Source organism: Burkholderia sp. Bp9143 (assembly GCF_003853645.1).
In the GTDB taxonomy this organism is placed as follows: Bacteria; Pseudomonadota; Gammaproteobacteria; order Burkholderiales; family Burkholderiaceae; genus Burkholderia.
On record NZ_QTPO01000050.1, the window covers coordinates 26,465 to 46,635 of the forward strand.

At 69.3% G+C, this 20,171-nt stretch carries 13 protein-coding genes; 5 read left to right on the forward strand and 8 right to left on the reverse strand.

Annotated features, from left to right (window positions below; genetic code table 11):
* Positions 1-182 precede the first annotated feature (182 nt).
* Positions 183-344, forward strand: a complete 162-nt coding sequence (locus tag DIE23_RS30490; protein WP_006476417.1) for a hypothetical protein — start codon at positions 183-185, stop codon at positions 342-344.
* A 170-nt stretch (positions 345-514) separates the two neighbouring features.
* Here DIE23_RS30490 and DIE23_RS30495 read toward each other — a convergent pair whose 3' ends face one another.
* Both DIE23_RS30495 and DIE23_RS30500 read right to left on the reverse strand, forming a co-directional pair.
* Entirely contained in the window at positions 515-1,882 is a 1,368-nt protein-coding gene (locus tag DIE23_RS30495; RefSeq protein ID WP_124615517.1) for an amino acid permease, read from the reverse strand.
* Between the two features lie 302 nt (positions 1,883-2,184).
* Positions 2,185-4,476, reverse strand: a complete 2,292-nt coding sequence (locus tag DIE23_RS30500; RefSeq protein WP_124615518.1) for an FUSC family membrane protein — start codon at positions 4,474-4,476, stop codon at positions 2,185-2,187.
* 181 nt (positions 4,477-4,657) lie between these two features.
* Between DIE23_RS30500 and recC the strand changes: the two genes are divergently transcribed.
* Genes recC through arfB form a run of 4 tightly spaced genes read left to right on the forward strand, consistent with a single transcriptional unit; the run spans position 4,658 to position 14,398 of the window.
* The gene (recC, locus tag DIE23_RS30505; RefSeq protein ID WP_124615519.1) at positions 4,658-7,996 is read left to right on the forward strand and encodes an exodeoxyribonuclease V subunit gamma; all 3,339 of its coding nucleotides are present in this window, start codon (positions 4,658-4,660) and stop codon (positions 7,994-7,996) included.
* The gene (gene recB / locus DIE23_RS30510; protein WP_124615520.1) at positions 7,993-11,697 is read left to right on the forward strand and encodes an exodeoxyribonuclease V subunit beta; all 3,705 of its coding nucleotides are present in this window, start codon (positions 7,993-7,995) and stop codon (positions 11,695-11,697) included. The genes recC and recB overlap by 4 nt, the downstream gene beginning before the upstream one ends.
* The gene (locus DIE23_RS30515; RefSeq protein WP_124615521.1) at positions 11,694-13,997 is read left to right on the forward strand and encodes an AAA family ATPase; all 2,304 of its coding nucleotides are present in this window, start codon (positions 11,694-11,696) and stop codon (positions 13,995-13,997) included. Before recB ends, DIE23_RS30515 begins: the two co-directional genes overlap by 4 nt.
* Entirely contained in the window at positions 13,994-14,398 is a 405-nt protein-coding gene (arfB, locus tag DIE23_RS30520; protein WP_124615522.1) for an alternative ribosome rescue aminoacyl-tRNA hydrolase ArfB, read from the forward strand. Before DIE23_RS30515 ends, arfB begins: the two co-directional genes overlap by 4 nt.
* A gap of 51 nt (positions 14,399-14,449) precedes the next feature.
* On the opposite strand, the gene DIE23_RS30525 is transcribed toward arfB, so the two are convergent.
* The 6 genes from DIE23_RS30525 to thiC form a co-directional block, all read right to left on the reverse strand.
* On the reverse strand, positions 14,450-15,730 hold the full coding sequence (locus DIE23_RS30525; RefSeq protein WP_124615523.1) for an EAL domain-containing protein: 1,281 nt from the start codon (positions 15,728-15,730) through the stop codon (positions 14,450-14,452).
* Positions 15,731-16,180: 450 nt separating this feature from the next.
* Positions 16,181-17,110 (reverse strand): DMT family transporter, encoded by a 930-nt coding sequence (locus DIE23_RS30535; protein ID WP_124615524.1) that lies wholly within the window; start codon positions 17,108-17,110, stop codon positions 16,181-16,183.
* Positions 17,111-17,252: 142 nt separating this feature from the next.
* Positions 17,253-17,501 carry a hypothetical protein gene (locus DIE23_RS30540; RefSeq protein WP_124615525.1) on the reverse strand — a complete coding sequence of 83 codons (249 nt, stop codon included), beginning with the start codon at positions 17,499-17,501 and terminating at the stop codon, positions 17,253-17,255.
* Positions 17,498-17,656, reverse strand: a complete 159-nt coding sequence (locus tag DIE23_RS39740) for a hypothetical protein (protein ID WP_185646566.1) — start codon at positions 17,654-17,656, stop codon at positions 17,498-17,500. Before DIE23_RS39740 ends, DIE23_RS30540 begins: the two co-directional genes overlap by 4 nt.
* Positions 17,657-17,719: 63 nt before the next feature.
* Positions 17,720-17,935, reverse strand: a complete 216-nt coding sequence (locus DIE23_RS30545; protein WP_124615526.1) for a glycine zipper 2TM domain-containing protein — start codon at positions 17,933-17,935, stop codon at positions 17,720-17,722.
* A 253-nt stretch (positions 17,936-18,188) separates the two neighbouring features.
* Entirely contained in the window at positions 18,189-20,120 is a 1,932-nt protein-coding gene (thiC, locus tag DIE23_RS30550) for a phosphomethylpyrimidine synthase ThiC (protein ID WP_124615527.1), read from the reverse strand.
* Positions 20,121-20,171 lie beyond the last annotated feature (51 nt).

Genomic DNA, 20,171 nt, shown 5'->3' on the forward strand with positions numbered 1-20,171 from the left:
CGACCCGAAACATCACAAAGCGAAAGATTTCGGATTCTAGATCGGAATGGGAATGATTATCAAATGAAAGGTGATGGAAGGCAGGGTGGAAGGCGGGAGGAGGGTGCGCAACGGGGCGTCGCAGCGCGGGCGCAAGCGCGTAGAATGCCCGCTTCAACGAATTCGACGGAGCCGCACCGACCATGAACGATCAGCGCAAGAAGAACCCTGTCCGCAACGTGAGCATCCTGATCGTCGTGGCCGTGCTGCTCGTGATCGGGACGATCCTGTACAACGCGATCTCGCAGAAGCACGCGTACGACGAGGCCCATCCGGCCGAGGCCGCTAGCGCCGCGTCGCACTGACGCCGGTGCGGATGCGCATGATCGCTGCGCGGCCCGGCCGGGCAGCCGGCGATGCGCGGGAATGGCGGGAAGGGTAGACCCGGCGGCGGGCGACGCGCGAGGCGTCGCGTTACGCCGGGAGAGACGCGGGCGCCGAAGCCGGCGCGCCGCATGGAAGGGTCAGTCGTGCGTCATCGTGACGCAGGCGCGAATTTCGGGCGGATCCGTGCGTAGAACACGACCGCGAGCAGCACGAGCCATGCCGCGCCGACGTAGAGTGCGACGCGCGTATCGTCGAACCAGCCGAGCATCACGATCACGAAACCCATGAACGCGATCGTCAGCACGGGGGCGACGGGCCACAGCGGCACCTTGAACTTCAGCGCCGCGACTTCCGCGCTCGACAGGCGACGGCGCATCGCGACCTGCGACAGCAGGATCATCAGCCACACCCACACGGTCGCGAACGTCGCGATCGCCGCGACCACCAGGAACACGTCCTTCGGCATCAGGTAGTTGAGCAGCACGCCGACCAGCAGCGCGCCGGCCATCACGAGCACCGTGACCCACGGCACGCCGTGCCGCGACGTCGTCATCAGCACGCGCGGCGCGTGGCCCTGCCGCGCCATCCCGAACATCATCCGGCCCGCGCCGAAGATGTCGCTGTTGATCGCCGAGATCGCCGCGCTGATCACCACGAGGTTGAGGATCGTCGCGGCCGACTTCACGCCGAGCGCCGAGAAGATCTGCACGAACGGGCTGCCGTCGCTGCCGACGCCGGTCCACGGGCTGATCGACATCAGCACGACCATCGTCAGCACGTAGAACAGCAGGATGCGCGCGGGCACCGCGTTGATCGCGCGCGGAATCACGCGCTCCGGGTCCTTCGCCTCGCCGGCGCTCATCCCGATCACCTCGATGCCGCCGTACGCGAAGATCACGACCGACAGCGACGCGATCAGCCCGCCGATCCCGTTCGGGAAGAAGCCGCCATGGTTCCACAGGTTCGCGAACGTCGGCACGTCGGCCGAATGGCCGAAATGCATGCCGGTCAGCAGGATCGCGACGCCGCCGCCGATCATCGCGACGATCGCGCCGACCTTGATGATCGACAGCCAGAACTCGAGCTCGCCGAACACCTTCACGTGGCACAGGTTCAGCCCGCAGATGACCGCGACGACGCCGAGCACCCAGATCCATTGCGGGACATCCGGAAACCAGAAGCCCATGTAGATGCCGAACGCGGTGATGTCGGCGATCGCGACGATCACCATTTCGAGCGTGTAGGTCCAGCCGGTGACGAAGCCCGCGAACGGGCCGAGGTTTTCGGTCGCGTAGTGGCCGAACGAGCCGGCGACGGGCTCGCGCACGGCCATCTCGCCGAGTGCGCGCATCACCATGTAGACGGCCGCGCCGCCCAGGATGTAGGCCAGGATCACCGCCGGGCCCGCGAGCTGGATCGCGGACGCCGAGCCGTAGAACAGGCCGGTGCCGATCGCCGAGCCCAGCGCGAGAAAGCGGATGTGCCGCGCGCTCAGGTGGCGCTGCAAGTTCTTCATCGAGTCTCCGATATCGTTATGCGACGGACCGGTCAAGCGGGGCCGGCCCGGCTGGCTCAAGTTGTATATACAACTTGAATGTGAACAAATGATAACAAGCCGGGCCGTGTGACCGGAATCGGGTATTCCCTGACTGGCGCAGCCGGCGGAATCGGGGTGGGGCCATCGCCCGGCGTGCGCACGGGCCGTGCGGGGCGGGCGGGACATGCTTCGGTGGGGGGCGGCGTTGCGGGAGCGGGGACGCGCCGCTGGCCGGCCCGCTTGCATGCGCGGGCGGCCGGCGGCGGGACAGCTTCATGCCGTCATGCGGGCAGGCGGATGACGCTTGCGTCCTTGCGGATCAGCAACGACGACGCGAGCATCTGCTTGCACTGGTGCGCGAGCACCTTCAGGTCGTGCGTGAGCTCGGCGCCCACCGCGTCGGATTTTTCCGCGGACACGACCATCGCGTCGAGGTCGCGCGTGATCTGCTTCGTCGCGTCGAGCTGGTCGGCCGGCGGCGCCTCGCCGGCTTCCGCCTTCTCGAGATTCTCGAGCACGGCGAACAGGCCGCGGTGCAGCGCGTCGTCGTGGACGAGGTTCTCGTCGGCCACGCACGCGCTGCGGATCAGCGGCGCGGCGGCGGTGATCTGCGCGCCGAGCACGTGCGTCTGCACGAGCAGGTCGTTCAGCTCCGGCACGAAGCGCTGGTGCGCCTTCGGCTCGATCATCATCCGCTGGAACGCCTGGCCGAGGTTCGCGAACGCGATGTGCACGTCCTTGCGCGCGAGGCGGTAGCGGTAGTCGTCGTCGAGGGCGGCGGCCGGTGTCTCGATGGCCGCGGCGACGACCGGCACGACCGCCGCGCCGTCGGCGGCCGGCACGGGCGGTGTCGATGCGCCGCGCCCGGCACGCCAGACGGCCTCGAAATACTTGCGGGTCGACGTCAGCATGTCGGTGACGAGCTTACCCATCAGCCGGTATTCCCAGTACGGGAACAGGCGGCTCGCGGCGATCGCGATCATGCAGCCGACCACCGTGTCGATCGCGCGCTCGCCGATGATCCGCATGCTGCCCGGCGCGAGCAGGTGGAACATCAGCAGCACGTAAGACGACGTGAACACGACGCTCGCCGCGTAATTGAACAGCAGCAGGCTGTAGCTCATGACCATCGACCCGAACATGATCGCGATCAGCAGGTGCGGCTCCTTGACCGTGTAGATCAGCGCAATGCTCGCCGCGCAGCCGATCAGCGTGCCGACGATACGCTGCGCGTTGCGCTGCTTGGTGAGCGAGTAGCCGGGCTTCAGGATGATGATGGTCGTCATCACGATCCAGTAGGCGTTCGTGAGCGGCAGCAGCCGGCCGAGCCAGAAGCCGACCGCGACCGCGATCGTCATGCGCAGCGCGTGGCGGAGGCTCGGCGAGCCCATGTTCAGGTTCGAGAAGATCAGGAGCGGCGACATCCGGCGCCGCTGCAGGAAGCGCGTGAGCGCCTTGTCGATCTTCAGTTCGGTCTGCTGCGGGTCGGCATGGCCCGACAGGTTGCGGCGCATCCGGTCGATCAGGCGCGTCGCGCTCCAGATGCGCCGGAACGTCGCGAGGACGGCCGCGTAGGCTTCCGCGTTGGTGGCCGGGAAGTTCTTCTTGCGCATCAGCTCGATCTCGTACTCGATCGCGCGCAGTTCGGCCTTCACGCTGATCCGCGAATGGGGCGCGCGGTTCTCGAGCACCGCGAGGCCGATCTCCTCGAGATCGGCGGCCGCCTTGCGGATCAGGTCGCGATAGAAAATGATCAGGTCGGAGCCGCCGAACGTGTTGCGCACGAGCGGGTAGTCGGTGTGTGCGCCGACGAACAGTTCGTGCAGGTCGACGCTGTTGATGAACAGGTTGTACATCGTCGTGCGGCCGGGATCGAGCTTGCCGCGGCGCAGCTTCGGCAGGTTGCGCAACACGATGTCGCGCGCGGTTTCCTGCGTTTCGACCGCGGTGATCTGCTTCGCGACGAGATTGCGGTAGCACTCGTCGAGATCGGCGTCGAGATCGTAGAACTGCGCGCGCGCGAGCAGGTAGTCGGCGCACGCGAACAGGCTTTCGGCCAGCGCCTGCTGCTCGATCCGGCGCGCCTGCCATTGCGACACGAGCGTTGCCCAGTACGTGTACCAGAGGCCGCCCGCGAGAATCCAGCCGGCATTGATGAACGCCTGCAGCGGCGTGAACTTCTCCTCGAGCGTCATCACCATCATGAACAGCGTCGCGAAGCTGATCTGCGGCCAGCGGTTGCCGTAGACGACGATCAGCGACAGCACGAACGTGAGCGGCACGATCGTCAGCCACAGCGCGAAGATGTTCGGCGTGGCGAGGCCGGTCGCGAGCGCGGCCAGGAAGCCGATCACGCTGCACGCGAGCATTTCGTTGTGCTTGTACTTCAGCGGGCCCGGCATGTCGACGACGCACGCGCCGAGCGCGCCGGTCGCGATCGTGAAGCCGAGCTCCCGGTTGTGAAACACGATCAGGCTCAGCACGGCCGGCAGCGATACGCCGACCGCGATCCGCAGGCCGCCGAAAAAGTACTGGCTGTAGAAAAACTTTCTGATTTCGACCGAATAGCGCATCGATGGGTTGAATGACAGACGAAGACGCCCGGGGCGGCGTATTGACTGGCGACGAGTCTATCGTATTTCGCGGCCCGCAAAACCTGGCCTTTCGGATGAGGTTCATCGCGACGGTCCTTTTGCTATCCTTGGTGCTCCCGTTCGCCCGGCCGGTCCGGCGCGAGGCTCCGACACCCGCTTCATGCTCCATCTCTTCTATTCGAACCGTCACGAAACGCTGGCCGACGCGCTGCTCGACGACCTGGCCGCGTTCCCGGCCCGCAACGGCCCGTGGTCGCCGCAACAGGTCATCGTGCCGAGCGCGGCGCTGCGCCGTCGTCTGGAACTCGACATCGCCGCGCGCCACGGCGTGTGCGCGAACGTCGAGTTCACGTATCTCGCGCAATGGCTGTGGGCGCAGATCGGCCGCGTGCTGACGGTGCCCGCACGCTCGCCGTTCGCACCCGATCGCCTCGTGTGGCGCTGCTACCGGATGTTCGCGCAGGGCGCGGGCGGCGCGCCGTGGCGCGCGTCGCCGCGGCTGGCCGCGTATCTGTCCGCGTCCGACGACGCGATGCGCTACGAACTCGCGCAGCGCGTCGCGGCCGTGCTCGATCATTACCTGACCTACCGGCCCGAATGGCTGGCCGCGTGGCAGGCCGGCGAGTCGGTGCTCGCGGGCGACGCCGCGCCGCGCGGCGTCAGCGATGCCGCACGCGACGACGAGCACTGGCAGGCCGCGCTGTGGCGCGCGCTGCTCGCGGAGCTGAGCGACAGCGGTACGCCGCCCGCACATCGCTTCCTCGTGGAGGCGCGCAACCTCGATCCCGAAACCGTCGCGCGTGCCGACTGGCCGGAATCGGTCAGCGTGTTCGCGCTGCCGACGATGCCGCCGCTGCACGTCGCGCTGCTGCGCGAGCTGTCGCGCTGGATCGACGTGCGCGTCTATGCGCTCAACCCGTGCCGCGAATTCTGGTTCGACATCGTCACCGCCGCGCATGCCGAGGCGCTCGACGCGGCCGGCCGGCTCGACTACCAGGAAGTCGGCCATCCGCTGCTCGCGGAGTGGGGCCGGCAAACGCAGGCGCAACTGCACATGCTGCACGAACTGACCGAAAGCGCCGCGTCAGGCGATGCGTCGCGGTTCGTCGGGAACCCCGCGCCGACCTGGCTCGCGCGCGTGCAGAACGCGATCCTCGACCTGCAGCCGGAGGCCGAGCTCGGCGAAGCGCCGGCCGAGCGCGGGATCGAGGTGCACGTGTGCCACAGCCTCGCGCGCCAGCTCGAGGTGCTGCATGACCGCCTGCTCGCGTGGTTCGATGCGGACGCGACGCTGCAGCCGTCCGATGTGCTGGTGGCGGTCGCCGATCTCGCGGCGGCCGGGCCGCTGATCGATGCCGTGTTCGGCACGGCGGGCGCCGGCGGCGCGCGCGTGCCTTACCGGATCACCGGCCTGCCGCCGTCGCAGGCGAACCCGGTCGCGCGCGTGCTGCTCGAATGGCTCGCGTTGCCGGAGCGGCAGGTCGGCGCGCCGGAGCTGGTCGAATGGCTGCGCGTCGACGCGGTGGCGGCCCGTTACGGCATCGACGCAGCCGCGCTCGAGACGGTGCAGACCTGGCTTGCGGCCGCCGGCGCGCGGCGCGGGCTGTCGCCGGTGGCGAGCGACGATGCGGCGGTGCCTGCGCCACGCCATACGTTTTCCGATGCGCTCGCGCGACTCTTCCTCGGCTATGCGATGCCCGAAGGCGCCGCACCGGTCGGCGCGTGGCTGCCGATCGAGGCGGCCACCGGCAGCGAGGCCGAACTGCTCGGCCGGCTCGCGCGCTTCACGGACGATCTCGACGGCTTCTCGCGACGGCTTGCCGACGCGCACACGCCGCGCGCATGGAGCGAACTGTTCGCCGACGCGCTCGCGCGGTTCTTCGACTCCGGCGCCGCATATGCCGATGCGCTCTCGGGCGTGCGCGACGCGCTCGACGCGATGCTCGCCGCGATGACGGAAGGCGCGCCCGACGAGGCCCTGCCCGCCGCCGTCGTGCGCGCGGGGCTGGCAGCCGCGCTCGACGATCCGGCGCGCGGCGGGGTGCCGTGGGGCGGCGTGACGTTCTCGTCGCTGACGAGCTTGCGCGGGTTGCCGTATCGCGTCGTGTGCCTGCTCGGGATGGACGACGGCGTGCTGCCGAGCCTCGCCCGCGCGGACGAGTTCGACCTGATGGCCGTGCTGCCGAAGCTCGGCGACCGGCAGCGCCGCGACGACGAGCGCAACCTGTTCCTCGACCTGCTGCTCGCCGCGCGCGACCGGCTGCTGATTGCCTATACGGGGCGCAGCATTCGCGACAACGCGCCGTTGCCGCCAGCGGCGCTCGTCGACGAACTGCTCGACCATCTCGCGCTCGTCACGGCCGGCGAGGACGCCGCGCCGGACGCGGTCGACGCCGCGCGGCGCGCGTTCATCGTCGAGCATCCGCTGCAACCGTTCGCGGCCGAGTATTTCAGGCCCGGCAGCGAACTGGCTTCGTACGACGCCGAGCGCGCGACGCTCGCGTCGCTGCTGGCAGCCGAAGCCGCGCGCGACGCGACCCGCGAGCAGCCGTTCTTCGCGCAGCCGCTGCCGGCCGAGCAGGCCGAGCCCGTCGCGTTCAGCGAATTCGAACGTTTCTGGCGGCATCCGGCCCGCGCGCTGCTGCGCGCGCGGCTCGGCATCGTGCTGTCCGACGCGCAGGCCGAACTGCTCGACACGGAGCCGTTCGCACTCGACTTCGCGGGCAGCGACGCGCTCGCCGAGCGCGTGTTGCCGCTCCTGATCGAATCGGATGAAGGGGGCGTGCACGATCATGCGCTGCGTATCGCGGACGCCAGCCCGGAGCTGCCGGGCGGCGCGACGGGCGCCGTCTGGCGCGACCAGGCGCTCGGCTCGATGACGCAGCTTGCGTCGAACGTGCGGCGTGCACTGGCCGACGGCATGGAACGGCGGCCGTTCACGCTCTCGCTCGCGCCCGCATGGCCCGATACCGACCAGACGCTGTTCGGCGCCGATGACGCGATGCTGTCGGGCGATGCGGTGAGTGCGCCGCTCGAACTGCACGGTACGCTGAACCGGCTCACGCCGGCGGGCCAGATCATCTATCGCTATGCACGGCCGAGCGCACGCGACTACCTGTCCGCGTGGCTCGCGCACCTCGTCTACTGCGCGGTGGAGCCCGACGGTCCGCGCCGCACGCTGTGGTTCGGCAGCGGCGGTGCCTTCGAACTCACGCCGGTCGCGGCGCCGCTCGAGCGCCTTGCGCCGCTCGCCGCGCTGTTTCGCGCTGGGCGGCGCATGCCGCTGCGGTTCTTCCCGCGCAGCGCATGGGCGCGCGTTTCCGACGGCGAGGCGAAGGCCGCGAGCGTGTGGATCAACGAGCGCGTGGCAAGCGAAGCGGACGATCCGGCCATCGCGATCGCATGGCGCGGTGCGCATCCGTCGCTCGACGAGCCGTTCGGTACGCTCGCGCGGCTCGTGTTCGAGCCGATGCTCGAACACCTGAAGGAGGTCGCATGAGCGCCGCATCCCAGCCGCAGGCGGCGCTCGAACTCGACGTGTTCGCGTGCCCGCTCGACGGCGTCAACCAGATCGAGGCGTCGGCCGGCACCGGCAAGACGTGGAACATTTGCGCGCTTTACGTGCGCCTGTTGCTGGAGAAGGATCTCGGCGCGGATGAAATCCTCGTCGTGACCTTCACGAAGGCGGCGACCGCCGAACTGCACGAGCGGATTCGCGGGCGGCTCGCGCAGCTCGCGCACGCGCTCGATACCGGCGACGACGGCGGCGATCCGTTCGTCGCGCGCCTGCTCGAGACGACGCTCGGCGAAGCCGGCGCGCTCGATCCCGAGACCGCCGCGAAGCGGATCCGGCGTGCGCTGCGCGCATTCGACCAGGCGGCGATCCACACGATCCACGCGTTCTGCCAGCGTGCGCTGCAGGAAGCGCCGTTCGCGGCCGCGATGCCGTTCGCGTTCGACATGCAGGCCGACGATGCGGCGCTGCGCTTCGAGCTTGCGGCGGACTTCTGGCGCACGCGCGTCGAACCGATGGCCGCGCGCTGGCCGGGCTTCGCGACGTGGCTCGTCGATTCGGGCGCGGGCCCGGCCGCGCTCGATGCGCAGCTCGCGCGCCGGCTGAAGAAGCCGCTCGCCGCGCTGCGCTGGGACGGCGTCGTCGAACCGGACGAATCGGCGGAGGCCGCTGCCGCCGAATGCTTTGCGGAGGCCGCGCGGATGTGGGCCGACGAGCGCGAGGCGATCGACGCGTTGCTGCACACCGCGCAGCCCGTGCTCAACCAGCGCTCGCACAAGCCCGACGCGGTCGCCGATGCGCTCGCAGCGTGGTCTGCGCATTTCGCGCAGGGCAATGCCGCGGCCGCGCTGCCGAAGGCGGCGCTCAAGCTCACGCGCACCGCGCTCGCGAAGGCAACGAAAAAGGGCGGCGTGACCCCCGAACACCCGTTCTTCGACGTGGCCGACGCGCTCGAAGCGGCGGTGGCGGCGGCCGAGGCCGCGCAGCGCGCGCGCTGGCTCGCGCTGATCGCCGACTGGCTCGACACGGCGCCGGGCGCGCTGGCCGAACGCAAGCGTACGCGCCGCGTCGTGTCGTTCGACGACCTGCTCGCGAACCTGTATCACGCGCTGCATGCGCATCCGTGGCTCGCCGAGACACTGCGCGCGCGCTATCCGGCCGCGCTGATCGACGAATTCCAGGATACCGACCCGCTGCAGTTCGCGATCTTCGACCGGATCTTCGCGCCGGGCGGGCCGCTCTTTCTGGTCGGCGATCCGAAGCAGGCCATCTACAGCTTCCGCGCGGCCGATCTCCATACGTATCTCGCCGCGCGGGCAAGCGCGAGCGCGTGCTACACGCTCGCGGTCAACCAGCGCTCGACGCCGGCGGTCGTCGATGCGTGCAATCGCTTCTTCATGTCGAACCCGCGCGCGTTCGTGCTCGACGGGCTCGACTATTACGCGGTGCGGGCCGGCACGCGCGTGCGCGCACCGTTCGTCGACGGGACCGATCCGGGCCCGGCCGGCGATTTCCGGATCTGGGCGCTGCCGGGAGGCGACGGCACGCTGCTCAAGCGCGACGCGCAGGCACAGGCTGCCCAGGCGTGCGCGGCCGAGATTGCCCGGCTGATGCGCGGCGCGCGCGAAGGGCATGTGCGGCTCGGCGATACGCCGCTGTCGCCGGGCGACATCGCGGTGCTGGTGCAGACGCACCGCCAGGGCAGCCTCGTGAAGCGCGTGCTCGCCACGTGGGGCATCGGCAGTGTCGAGCTCGCGCAGGCGTCGGTGTTTTCGACCGGCGATGCGGAGCAGCTCGAGCGCGTGCTGGCGGCGATCGATGCGCCGGGCGATCTGCGGCGCCTGCGTGCGGCGCTGGCGGCCGACTGGTTCGGCCTCGATGCGGGGGCGCTGTGGCGGATGGAGCAGGGCGACGGCGACGCGTCGCGCGAGGCGGCCGACAGCGCGGACGCGATGAGCTGGGTCGAGCGCTTCTCGCGCTATCGGCTGCTGTGGCGCGAACGCGGCTTCGCGGTGATGTGGCGCACGTTCACGCGCGAGCTGCGGATCGCCGAGCGGCTGATGGCCGGCGCGGACGGCGAACGCCGCGTGACCGACATCAACCATCTGGCCGAACTGACGCAGGCGCGCGCGTCCGCGCAGCCGGGCATCGCGCCGACGCTGCGCTGGCTCGCCGCGCAACGGCTCGATGGCGGCGGCGAGGAAGCGCAGCTGCGTCTCGAATCCGATCGCAACCTCGTGCAGATCGTGACCGTGCACAAGTCAAAGGGCCTCGAATACGCGGTCGTGTTCTGTCCGTTCCTGAACGACGGCGGGCTGCGCGAGCCGCCCGCGTCGGCGCTGCCCGACGCGCGCGAGTATCACGACGACGCGGGCGACGCCGTGCTGCATTACGGGTGCGACGACGAAGCCGCCGAGCATGCCGCGCGCCAGGCGCTGCGTGAACAGGCGGCGGAACGCGCGCGGCTCGTCTACGTGGCGCTCACGCGCGCGGTCTATCGGTGCTATCTCGTCGCCGGGCCTTATCTGTCGTCGCGCTCGACCCGCGAGGCGCGGCGCAGCGTGCTGAACTGGCTTGTGGCCGGCGCCGGCCAGTCGTTCGACGCGTGGCTCGACGAGCCGCCCGACGAAGCGGCGCTCGACGCCGCGTGGCAAGCGCTCGCGAGCGGGCCGGTGAGCGTTGCACCGTTGCCGGTGCCGGCGCGCCGTGAGCGGCTCGCGGCCGGGCACGATGCGTCGCAGACGCTCACCGCACGCCACGCGACGCGCGTGCTGCGCGACGCATGGCGGATGGCGAGCTTCAGTTCACTGACCGCGTCGATGGCACGCGAGGAGGCAGGCGTTGCGGTCGTGCCGGACGAGGAGCTGCGGCCCGATCACGATGCGTTTGCCGCCGTGGCGGCGGACGGCGCGTTTGCCGCTTCCGACACGGTTGCGGTCGAGCCGCCGGACGACGACATCCTCGTGTTTCCGCGCGGCGCGGCGGCGGGCGAGTGCCTGCACCGCCTGTTCGAACTCAGCCGGTTCACCGAGCCCGACTCGTGGCACCAGGCGGCGCTCGGCGCGCTGCATGACCGGCCGGTCGAGGCCGAGCCCGAACTCGCGACGCGCCTGCCGGCGATGATGGCGCGGCTCGTCGACGATGTCGTGCGCACGGAGCTCGTGCCGGGCATGCGGCTTGCGAATCTCGATCCCGCCAAGCGGCTCGACGAAATGGGTTTCCTGTTCCCGGCGCCGTCGCTCGAGCTGGGCGCGCTGCGCCGGTTGCTGGTCGCGCACGGCTATCCGGACGTTGCGCTGGACGCGGGCATGCTCGCCGGTTTCATCAAGGGTTTCATCGACATGATCGTCGAACACGACGGCCGCTTCTGGATCGTCGACTGGAAGTCGAACCATCTCGGCAATACGCCGGATTCCTATGGCCCGCGCGCGCTCGACGTCGCGATGGCCGATCACGCGTATCACCTGCAGGCGTTGCTCTATACGGTTGCGCTGCATCGCTATCTGCGTGGGCGGCTGCCCGACTACGACTACGACACGCACATGGCGGGCTACCTGTACCTGTTCGTGCGCGGCGTGCGGCCCGGCTGGCGCAGCGGCGGCGAACCGGCCGGCGTGCATGCGCGGCGGCCCTCGCGCGAACTCGTCGACGCGCTCGACCGGATGATGGAAGGGGGCCGCGCATGAACGTGTCCGACGATACGCTCGAATTCACCGGCGGCCTCGTCGCGCGCTTGCCAGAGCCGGCTGATTTCGGCATCGCGCTCGCGGAAGGATTCGCGCGGCGCATCGGCGACCTGTCGCGCCGTGCGGGTGCGCCGGCCGCGGCCGCGCGCTGGGCGGCGCGTGCCGCGTTCGCGACGAGCCGGGCGACCGCAGGCGGTCACGTGTGCGTGTCGCTCGGCGCGCTCGCGCAGCGCTATGAGGAACCGGTCGAAGACGTGCGCGCGGCGCTTGCCGCCAGCGGCGTGGTGGCGTTCGGCACGCTCGCGCGCGGCGACGAGCGGCCGCTGATCGTCGACCGGCACGACCACCTGTATCTGTCGCGCTACTTCGACTACGAACGACGGCTCGCCGATGCCCTCGTCGCGCAGGCCGGCGTTGCCGCACCGGGCGACGCGCTGTCGCCGGACCGGTTGCGCGACAGTCTCGCGCGTTACTTCGGGCCCGCGACGGGCGACGTGGACTGGCAGCGCGTCGCGGCGATCGTCGCGCTGACAGGGCGCGTGACGATCGTCAGCGGCGGCCCCGGCACCGGCAAGACGACGACCGTCGTCGGCGTGCTGGCTTGTCTGCTCGACGCGCATCCGGGGTTGCGCATCGCGCTGGCGGCACCGACCGGCAAGGCCGCGCAGCGGATGCAGGAAGCGCTGCACGCGCGGGCAGGCGACCTGCCGCCGGAACTTGCCGCGCGCCTGCCCGACACGTCGTACACGCTGCACCGCCTGCTGGGCGGCGGTGGCGCGGCGGGCTTCCGCCATCATCGCGACAATCCGTTGCCGTACGACCTGATCGTGGTCGACGAGGCGTCGATGATCGACGTCGCGCTCGCCGCGCATCTGCTCGATGCGCTCGCGCCCGGTGCACGGCTCGTGCTGCTCGGCGACAAGGATCAGCTTGCAGCGGTCGAAGCCGGTGCCGTGTTCGCCGAACTCAGCGCACGGCCGACGTTTACCGCCACGGCGCGCACGCGCATCGCGGGTGCGCTCGGGATCGACGAAGCGGCGTTCGTCGCGGCGTTGCCGGTGCCGGACGGCGAGGCGGCGGGGGCGGTTGCCGCGCCAATTCCAGCACCAGCGCCAGCATCTGTTCCGTTATCGGCGACTGCCGCGCGCAAGCCGTCGGCGCGGCGGAACGTGGATACGCGCCAGGCGTCGCTGTTCGACGACGACCCGCAGGACGAAGCGGTTTCCCCGGCTGATGCGGCGCCACCAGCGGCTTCGTTGCCGCCTGCGGCGCTTGCCCCGACCGATACCGAGAGCGCCTCTGCGGCCACCGATCGTGCTTGGATCGAGGCCGACGAACTCGCGTGGCTCGACGCGGTCGAGCTCACGCCGTTCGATCCGGCCAATGCGGGAGATTCGGCATGGGCGTCGACCGTTGCAAAGCAAGCCGACGACGGCATTGCCGCCGCGTCTCCCGCGCCCGCACCGCTCGCAGACTGCGTCGTGTGGCTCGAGCGCAATTACCGTTTCGGTCTCGATTCGGCGATCGGCCGTCTGTCGCTCGCGATCCGTCGCGGCGACGTGCAAGGCGCGCTCGACGCGTTGCCGACGGACGATGCCGCTGCCGCGTCGTTTCATGACGATGGGGGCGACATGCTTGCGGCGTCGACGGTCGAGCGGCTCGCGCGCCGGTTCGGCGCCTACCTCGACGCGTTGCGCGCCGCGTTGTCCGAGCCGGTGCCCGATCCGTTGCCCTTGTTCGATGCGCTCAACCGCTTCCGGATCCTGTGCGCGACGCGCACCGGATCGCGCGGCGCCGAGCACGTCAATGCGCTGGTGGCCACGCATGTGCGACATGCCGCGCGTGTTCCGCTCGCGGTCGGCGCACACTGGTTTACCGGGCGGCCGATCATGGTGACGCGCAACGACTATGCGCTCGGGCTGTTCAACGGCGACATCGGCATCGCGTTGCCGGACGCGCACGGCGTGCTGCGCGTGTGGTTCCGCCGCGCGGACGGTACCGCGCGCGCCGTGTCGCCTGCAGCGCTACCGCCGCACGAAACGGCGTTCGCGCTGACCGTCCACAAATCGCAGGGCTCCGAATTCGACGAGGCCGCGCTCGTGCTGCCGGCTTCGTTCAGCCGTGTGCTTACGCGCGAGCTCGTCTATACGGCCGTCACGCGCGCGCGGACGCGCGTGCAGGTGATCGGCCCGCGACGCGTGCTCGCGCAGGCGGTCGCGACGCGCACGCAACGCGATTCGGGCCTCGCGGCCCGCGTCGACGAGGCGCTCGCGCGGCGCCGCAAGGAGACGTTGCGATGATGATCCGCTACACGCTCGATCCGGCCGAAGTCGAATGGACCGCCGTGCGCGCGCAGGGCGCCGGCGGCCAGAACGTCAACAAGGTGTCGAGCGCGATTCACCTGCGTTTCGACATCCGCGCGTCGTCGCTGCCGCCCGTCATCAAGGAGCGGCTCCTCGCGCTGTCCGACCAGCGCATCACGCGCGACGGCATCGTCGTGATCAAGTCGCAGGAATACCGCACCCAGGAGAAAAACCGGGAGGCGGCGCTCGCGCGGCTCGATGCTTTGATCGGCGGCGTCGCGTTCACGCCGCGCGCGCGGGTCGCGACACGGCCGACGCGCGCATCGAAGGAGCGGCGGCTCGAACACAAGTCGCGCCGCAGCGTGGTGAAGTCCGGAAGAGGGAAGGTGATCGACTGACGAAAGGCCGAGCCGGCCGGTGTGGCGGGCGAGCCCGTGCCGCCGCGTCCGCTATCGCATCACGGTGCCCGCGCTGTCGAGCACGAAGTCGACGCAGAACACGACGAGACGGCTCTGCGCGCGAATCGCGACGGCCGCCGTATAGCAGTCGCGGCCTTCGGTCAGTGAGAAGTGCGGGCCCATCAGCGCGACGCGCCCCGGCGCCGCGATCGCGCGTTGGAAGTACGGGCGCCGCGACCAGTTGCTGTGCGTCTCCGGAAACAGCGGCGCGAGCCGAGTGCCGCTCGCCTGACCGTCCTCGGGGCGTGCGCCGATCGACGGCAGGAACTGTTCGCCGATCTCGTCCGTGACGAACACGCGGCGTGCGGCCGGCACCGCGAATACGCGCTGCGCGGCGTCGTGCAGGTTGCCGCTCGCGGAAAACGCGGCCGCGCCGGTGAGCACGAGGCGCTCGATCGCGTCGAAGCCCGGTTGCTCGGCGATCGCCGGCGTATGCCGGTTGGCGATGAAGCGTTGCCACGCGGCGTCGAGCATCGCGGGTGCCGCGGCGCTCGCGTGTGCGATCGACGCATCGGGCTGGCCGAACTGGAAGCCCTGGACGAAATCGATATCGGCCTCCATCAGCGCCTGCAGCGCATCGTCGCTTTCGACGCCCTCGGCGAGCACCATCGCGCCGGCCTGGTGGAGCATCGATACCAGGTGATGCATGATGCGGCGATCCTCGGCCGACGCGTTCGCGCGCTCGACGAGCGATCGATCGAGCTTGACGATATCGGGCCGTGCGCGCCACACGCGATCGAAATTCGAGAATCCGGTGCCGAAATCGTCGATCGCGATCAGGAAGTCGCGATGCTGGATCATGTCGATCGTGCGGGCGAGCGCGGCTTCGTCGCGCGCCGGCTGCTCGACGACTTCCAGCACGATGCGGTTCGGCGGCAGTGCGAAATGACGGCAGAGCGCCTCGACGAATTCGCGCTGCACGAGGCCCGTATCGAGCACGCGCGGCGTCACGTTCAGGAACAGCCAACCGTCGCCGATGCCTTGCGCGACGAAGTTGGCCGTATGCAGGCAGCGGGCGAGCCGGTCGAGCAGCAACGCGTCGGCGGCGGCGCGCGTCTTGTCGAACAGCGCGACCGGCGAAGCCAGCGTGCCGTTCTCGTCCACCACGCGCAGCAGCGCTTCATAGCCGACCACGCGCTTGTGCGTGATCGACAGCACGGGTTGAAACACGCTGCGCAGCGTCGTGTCGCGAAACGTGGCGATCCATCCGCTGGGCGTCGGTGTCAGGCGTTCGAGCAGGGAATCGAGCGAGAGGTCGCGGGAGGGCTTCATGTCAACGGTGCCCTGGGGCGATCGGGGGGGCGGTATCGTGCGCGCCACGCAGAAGCCGTCGCACGCGCAGGTGGACGCGAAAAAACGTGGTGCATCGTGACCGCCTTCTGCGGATGAGTGTTACGAGTGTAACGGGAATGGCGCGGCACGCGTATCAGGGTAACTCCACACGCAAACGCTACACCGGCGCCTGAACGGTGGCTGTTCGCCCGGAAGCGCGCGACACGCAAGGGCCGCTGTCCTGCAAGCGGCGACAGCGCCGCGTGTGCCGCGTGCATTGCGTGCGAAGAATGGGGGGAGCGGGAAAACCGGGAAGCCGGGCGGCTGCATCGGCATCGGGTGAAAAACGATCAGCGCCGTCGCGCACCGGCCGACGTGCGGCGCATGCGGATCGGCGGCCGGCGCGTCGCGGGGAACCCGGGCTGGCGGGGTGCCGGCCCCGACCGCCGCTCAGGCCGCTTCGCCGCCGCGCGGACGGAGCCCCGGAATTCGCTTGATCACGCCGGTCGCAAGCGCGGTGCCGACGAGCACGATCGCGCAGCCTTCGATCATCACGACCGATACATGTTCGCCGAGGAACAGCGCGCCCCACAGCAGGCCGAACACCGGGATCACGAACGTCACCGTAATCGCGCGAGCCGGCCCGACATGCGCGATCAGATAGAAGAAGATGAAATATGCGATGCCGGTGCACGCGATGCCGAGCGCGAGCACGGCGCCCCACGCATGCGTGCTGACGGCTGCCGCGGGCCAGGTCGCGATCGCGAACGGCAGCAGCAGCACGGTCGAGCCGATCATGCTGCCGGTCGCGTTGACGAGCGGATCGACGCCGCTGAGCTTGCGTTTCGTATAGTTGGCCGCGATGCCGTACAGCAGCGTCGCGCCGAGCGCGGCGGCGGCGGCGGCCAGCGCGGTCGCACTGGCACCGGTGCTGCCGTGTGCGTGGGCGATCTGATCCCACACGAGCGTGAGCACGCCGGCAAAGCCGATCACGAGGCCGAGTGCGCGCGGCAGCGACAGCTTGTCCTTCAGCCACAGGTACGCGACGAGCGCGCCCCACAGCGGCGTCGTCGCGTTGATCACCGATGTCACGCCGGCCGACAGCGTCAGTTCGGCATAGGCGAACAGGCAGAACGGTGCGCCCGAGTTCAGTACGCCGACGACGAACAATGGCCACGCGTGCCGGCGCAGCCGCGCGCCGAGGTCGGCTGGCTTGAAGCGCGTGAGCGCGAGGCCCGTCAGGAACAGTGCGCCGATACCCACCCGCAGCGCCATCAGCGGCGCGACGCCGAAGTCGGCGACGCCGATCCGGATGAACAGGAACGACGCGCCCCACAGGGCGGCGAGGATGGTCAGCAGAAAGGCGTTCTTGGGCGACATCGAGCGTGGCGGGCGAGGGGACGGGATGCGAAGGATCTTACACCGCGTGACCGCGCCGTCGTTTCACGATCGGATGAAACGACAAGAAACGGGAAATCCGTTCTCCGTCGCCGCGAACCGGCCGGGCGGCCGGCGCGGCCGTTCAATGATGGCGCCGGCCGCCGCGTCCGCCGAAGCCGAAGTTCAGTGACACCGCGGGGCCCCAGTAACCGCCCCAGGCCGGGGCATAGGCGGGGGCCGGATAGTAATACACGGGGCCGGGGTCGACGTACACGGGCGCGGGCTGCACCGGCGCCGCCGCGTAATAGCCGGACGGATAGTAGCCGTAAGGGTAGTAACAGCCGGCGAGTGTCGCGCACGCGAGCGTCGCGGCGACGAGGGTCCTGTTCATGATGTTTCTCCGGCGGCGCCGGCAATCGGCAGATGCTTAAGCTTAGGCCGCGCGGTGATGACAAGATGCGCAAAACGGTAACGGATCATTTCCGCATACGGATCCGGCACGCCCGGCGAACGCCGCCGCCGGATGCGAAAACGGCGCTTCCGCATCGCGGAAGCGCCGTCTGGTCGAAACGTGCCGCGCGTCGCGCGGCAGGCGGGCGCCGGGCCGGCTTACTTGCCGATCTGGTTGCCGATGATGCCGCCGGCTGCCGCGCCGCCCAGCGTCGACAGCGCGTTGCCGCCGATCGCCGCGCCGGCGACGCCGCCGACACCCGCACCGATTGCCGTATCGCGCTGGCGCCGTGTCATCGAATCGCAAGCCGACAGGCTGGCCACCGTCGTGACGAGCAGCGCGCATACCCCAAAACGCCGAATCGAAGCATTCATGATCGTTGTCCTTGTGGTAGTGAACAGAGATCGCGTGACCGCATGGCGGCCGTGCATGAAACCAATCTACCTGCCGTCCCGTGGGGCTGCTGTAAGGACTTGTTAAGGCGCGGACGGTTTCGTAATCAATTGTTTCCCTTGCGCCGGCAGGCACAACGCATGCGCGAGCACAAAAAAGAAGCCCGCTCGAAAGCGGGCTTCGTGCAGTGGGCCACGATGCGGTCCGTGCGGACCGCCGCGTTCGCTTGCTGGCTTACTGACGGTGATAGATCTCGGCGCCGGTCTTCACGAACTCGACCGCCTTGACTTCCATCCCCTTTTTCAGCGCTTCGCTTTCCGACACGCCCTGCTGCGCCGCGAACTCGCGCACGTCCTGCGTGATCTTCATCGAGCAGAAGTGCGGGCCGCACATCGAGCAGAAGTGCGCGACCTTCGCGGAATCCTTCGGCAGCGTCTCGTCGTGGAATTCGCGCGCCTTGTCCGGATCGAGACCGATGTTGAACTGGTCTTCCCAGCGGAACTCGAAACGCGCCTTCGACAGCGCGTTGTCGCGCACCTGCGCGCCGGGATGACCCTTGGCGAGGTCGGCTGCGTGCGCGGCGAGCTTGTACGTGATGATCCCTTCCTTCACGTCGTCCTTGTTCGGCAGGCCAAGGTGCTCCTTCGGCGTCACGTAGCACAGCATCGCGGTGCCGAACCAGCCGATCATCGCGGCGCCGATGCCCGACGTGATGTGGTCGTAGCCCGGCGCGATGTCGGTGGTCAGCGGCCCGAGCGTGTAGAACGGCGCTTCCTTGCACCAGTCGAGCTGGAGATCCATGTTCTCCTTGATCAACTGCATCGGCACGTGGCCGGGGCCTTCGATCATCACCTGCACGTCGTGCTTCCACGCGATCTGCGTGAGCTCGCCGAGCGTCTTCAGTTCGCCGAGCTGCGCTTCGTCGTTCGCGTCGTAGATCGAGCCGGGACGCAGGCCGTCGCCGAGCGAGAAGCTCACGTCGTACGCCTTCATGATCTCGCAGATCTCTTCGAAGTGTTCGTACAGGAAGCTTTCCTTGTGATGCGCGAGGCACCACTTCGCCATGATCGAGCCGCCGCGCGACACGATGCCCGTCATCCGGTTCGCGGTGAGCGGCACGTACTGCAGGCGCACGCCCGCGTGGATCGTGAAGTAGTCGACGCCTTGCTCGGCCTGTTCGATCAGCGTGTCGCGGAAGATTTCCCAGGTCAGGTCCTCGGCCTTGCCGTTGACCTTTTCGAGTGCCTGGTAGATCGGCACCGTGCCGATCGGCACCGGGCTGTTGCGGATGATCCACTCGCGCGTTTCATGGATGTGCTTGCCGGTCGACAGGTCCATCACCGTGTCGCCGCCCCAGCGGATCGCCCACGTCATCTTGTCGACTTCCTCGCCGATCGACGACGTGACGGCCGAGTTGCCGATGTTCGCGTTGATCTTCACGAGGAAGTTGCGGCCGATGATCATCGGCTCGGATTCCGGGTGGTTGATGTTCGCGGGGATGATCGCGCGGCCGCGCGCGATTTCGTCGCGCACGAACTCGGGGGTGATCTCGGCGAGCGCGTTCGCGCCGAAGGCCGCAGCGCCGAACGCCTGGCCCGGGTGCTGGCGGCCCATCATCGCGGCCAGCTTCGCGCCGTTCGGGCCGCTCGACTTCAGGCTCTCGATGTACTCGGCGCGGCGCTGGTTCTCGCGGATCGCGATGTATTCCATTTCCGGGGTGATGATGCCTTGGCGCGCATAGTGCATCTGCGTGACGTTCTTGCCGGCCTGCGCGCGGCGCGGGTTGCGGTGCAGGCCCGGGAAGCGCAGGTCGGCGGTGGCCGGGTCGGCTGCGCGCTCGAGGCCGTACTGGCTCGACAGGCCGTCGAGCACTTCGGTGTCGCCGCGCGCTTCGATCCAGCGCTGGCGCAGCGCGGGCAGGCCCGCACGGATGTCGATCTTCGCGTCCGGATCGGTGTAGGGGCCCGACGTGTCGTACACGTAGATCGGCGGATTCTTTTCGCCGCCGAAGCCGGTCGGGGTGTCGGCCTGCGTGATTTCACGCATCGGCACGCGGATGTCGGGCTGCGAGCCGGTTACATAAACCTTTCGCGAATTGGGCAGCGGCGCGACGGCAGCGGCGTCGACGTGGGCGTCGGCAGACAGAAACTTCGGATTGGCGTTCATGCAATCTCCTGTGTGAGCGCCGGACAGGCGCTTCGGCGCTTGCCCGGAGCC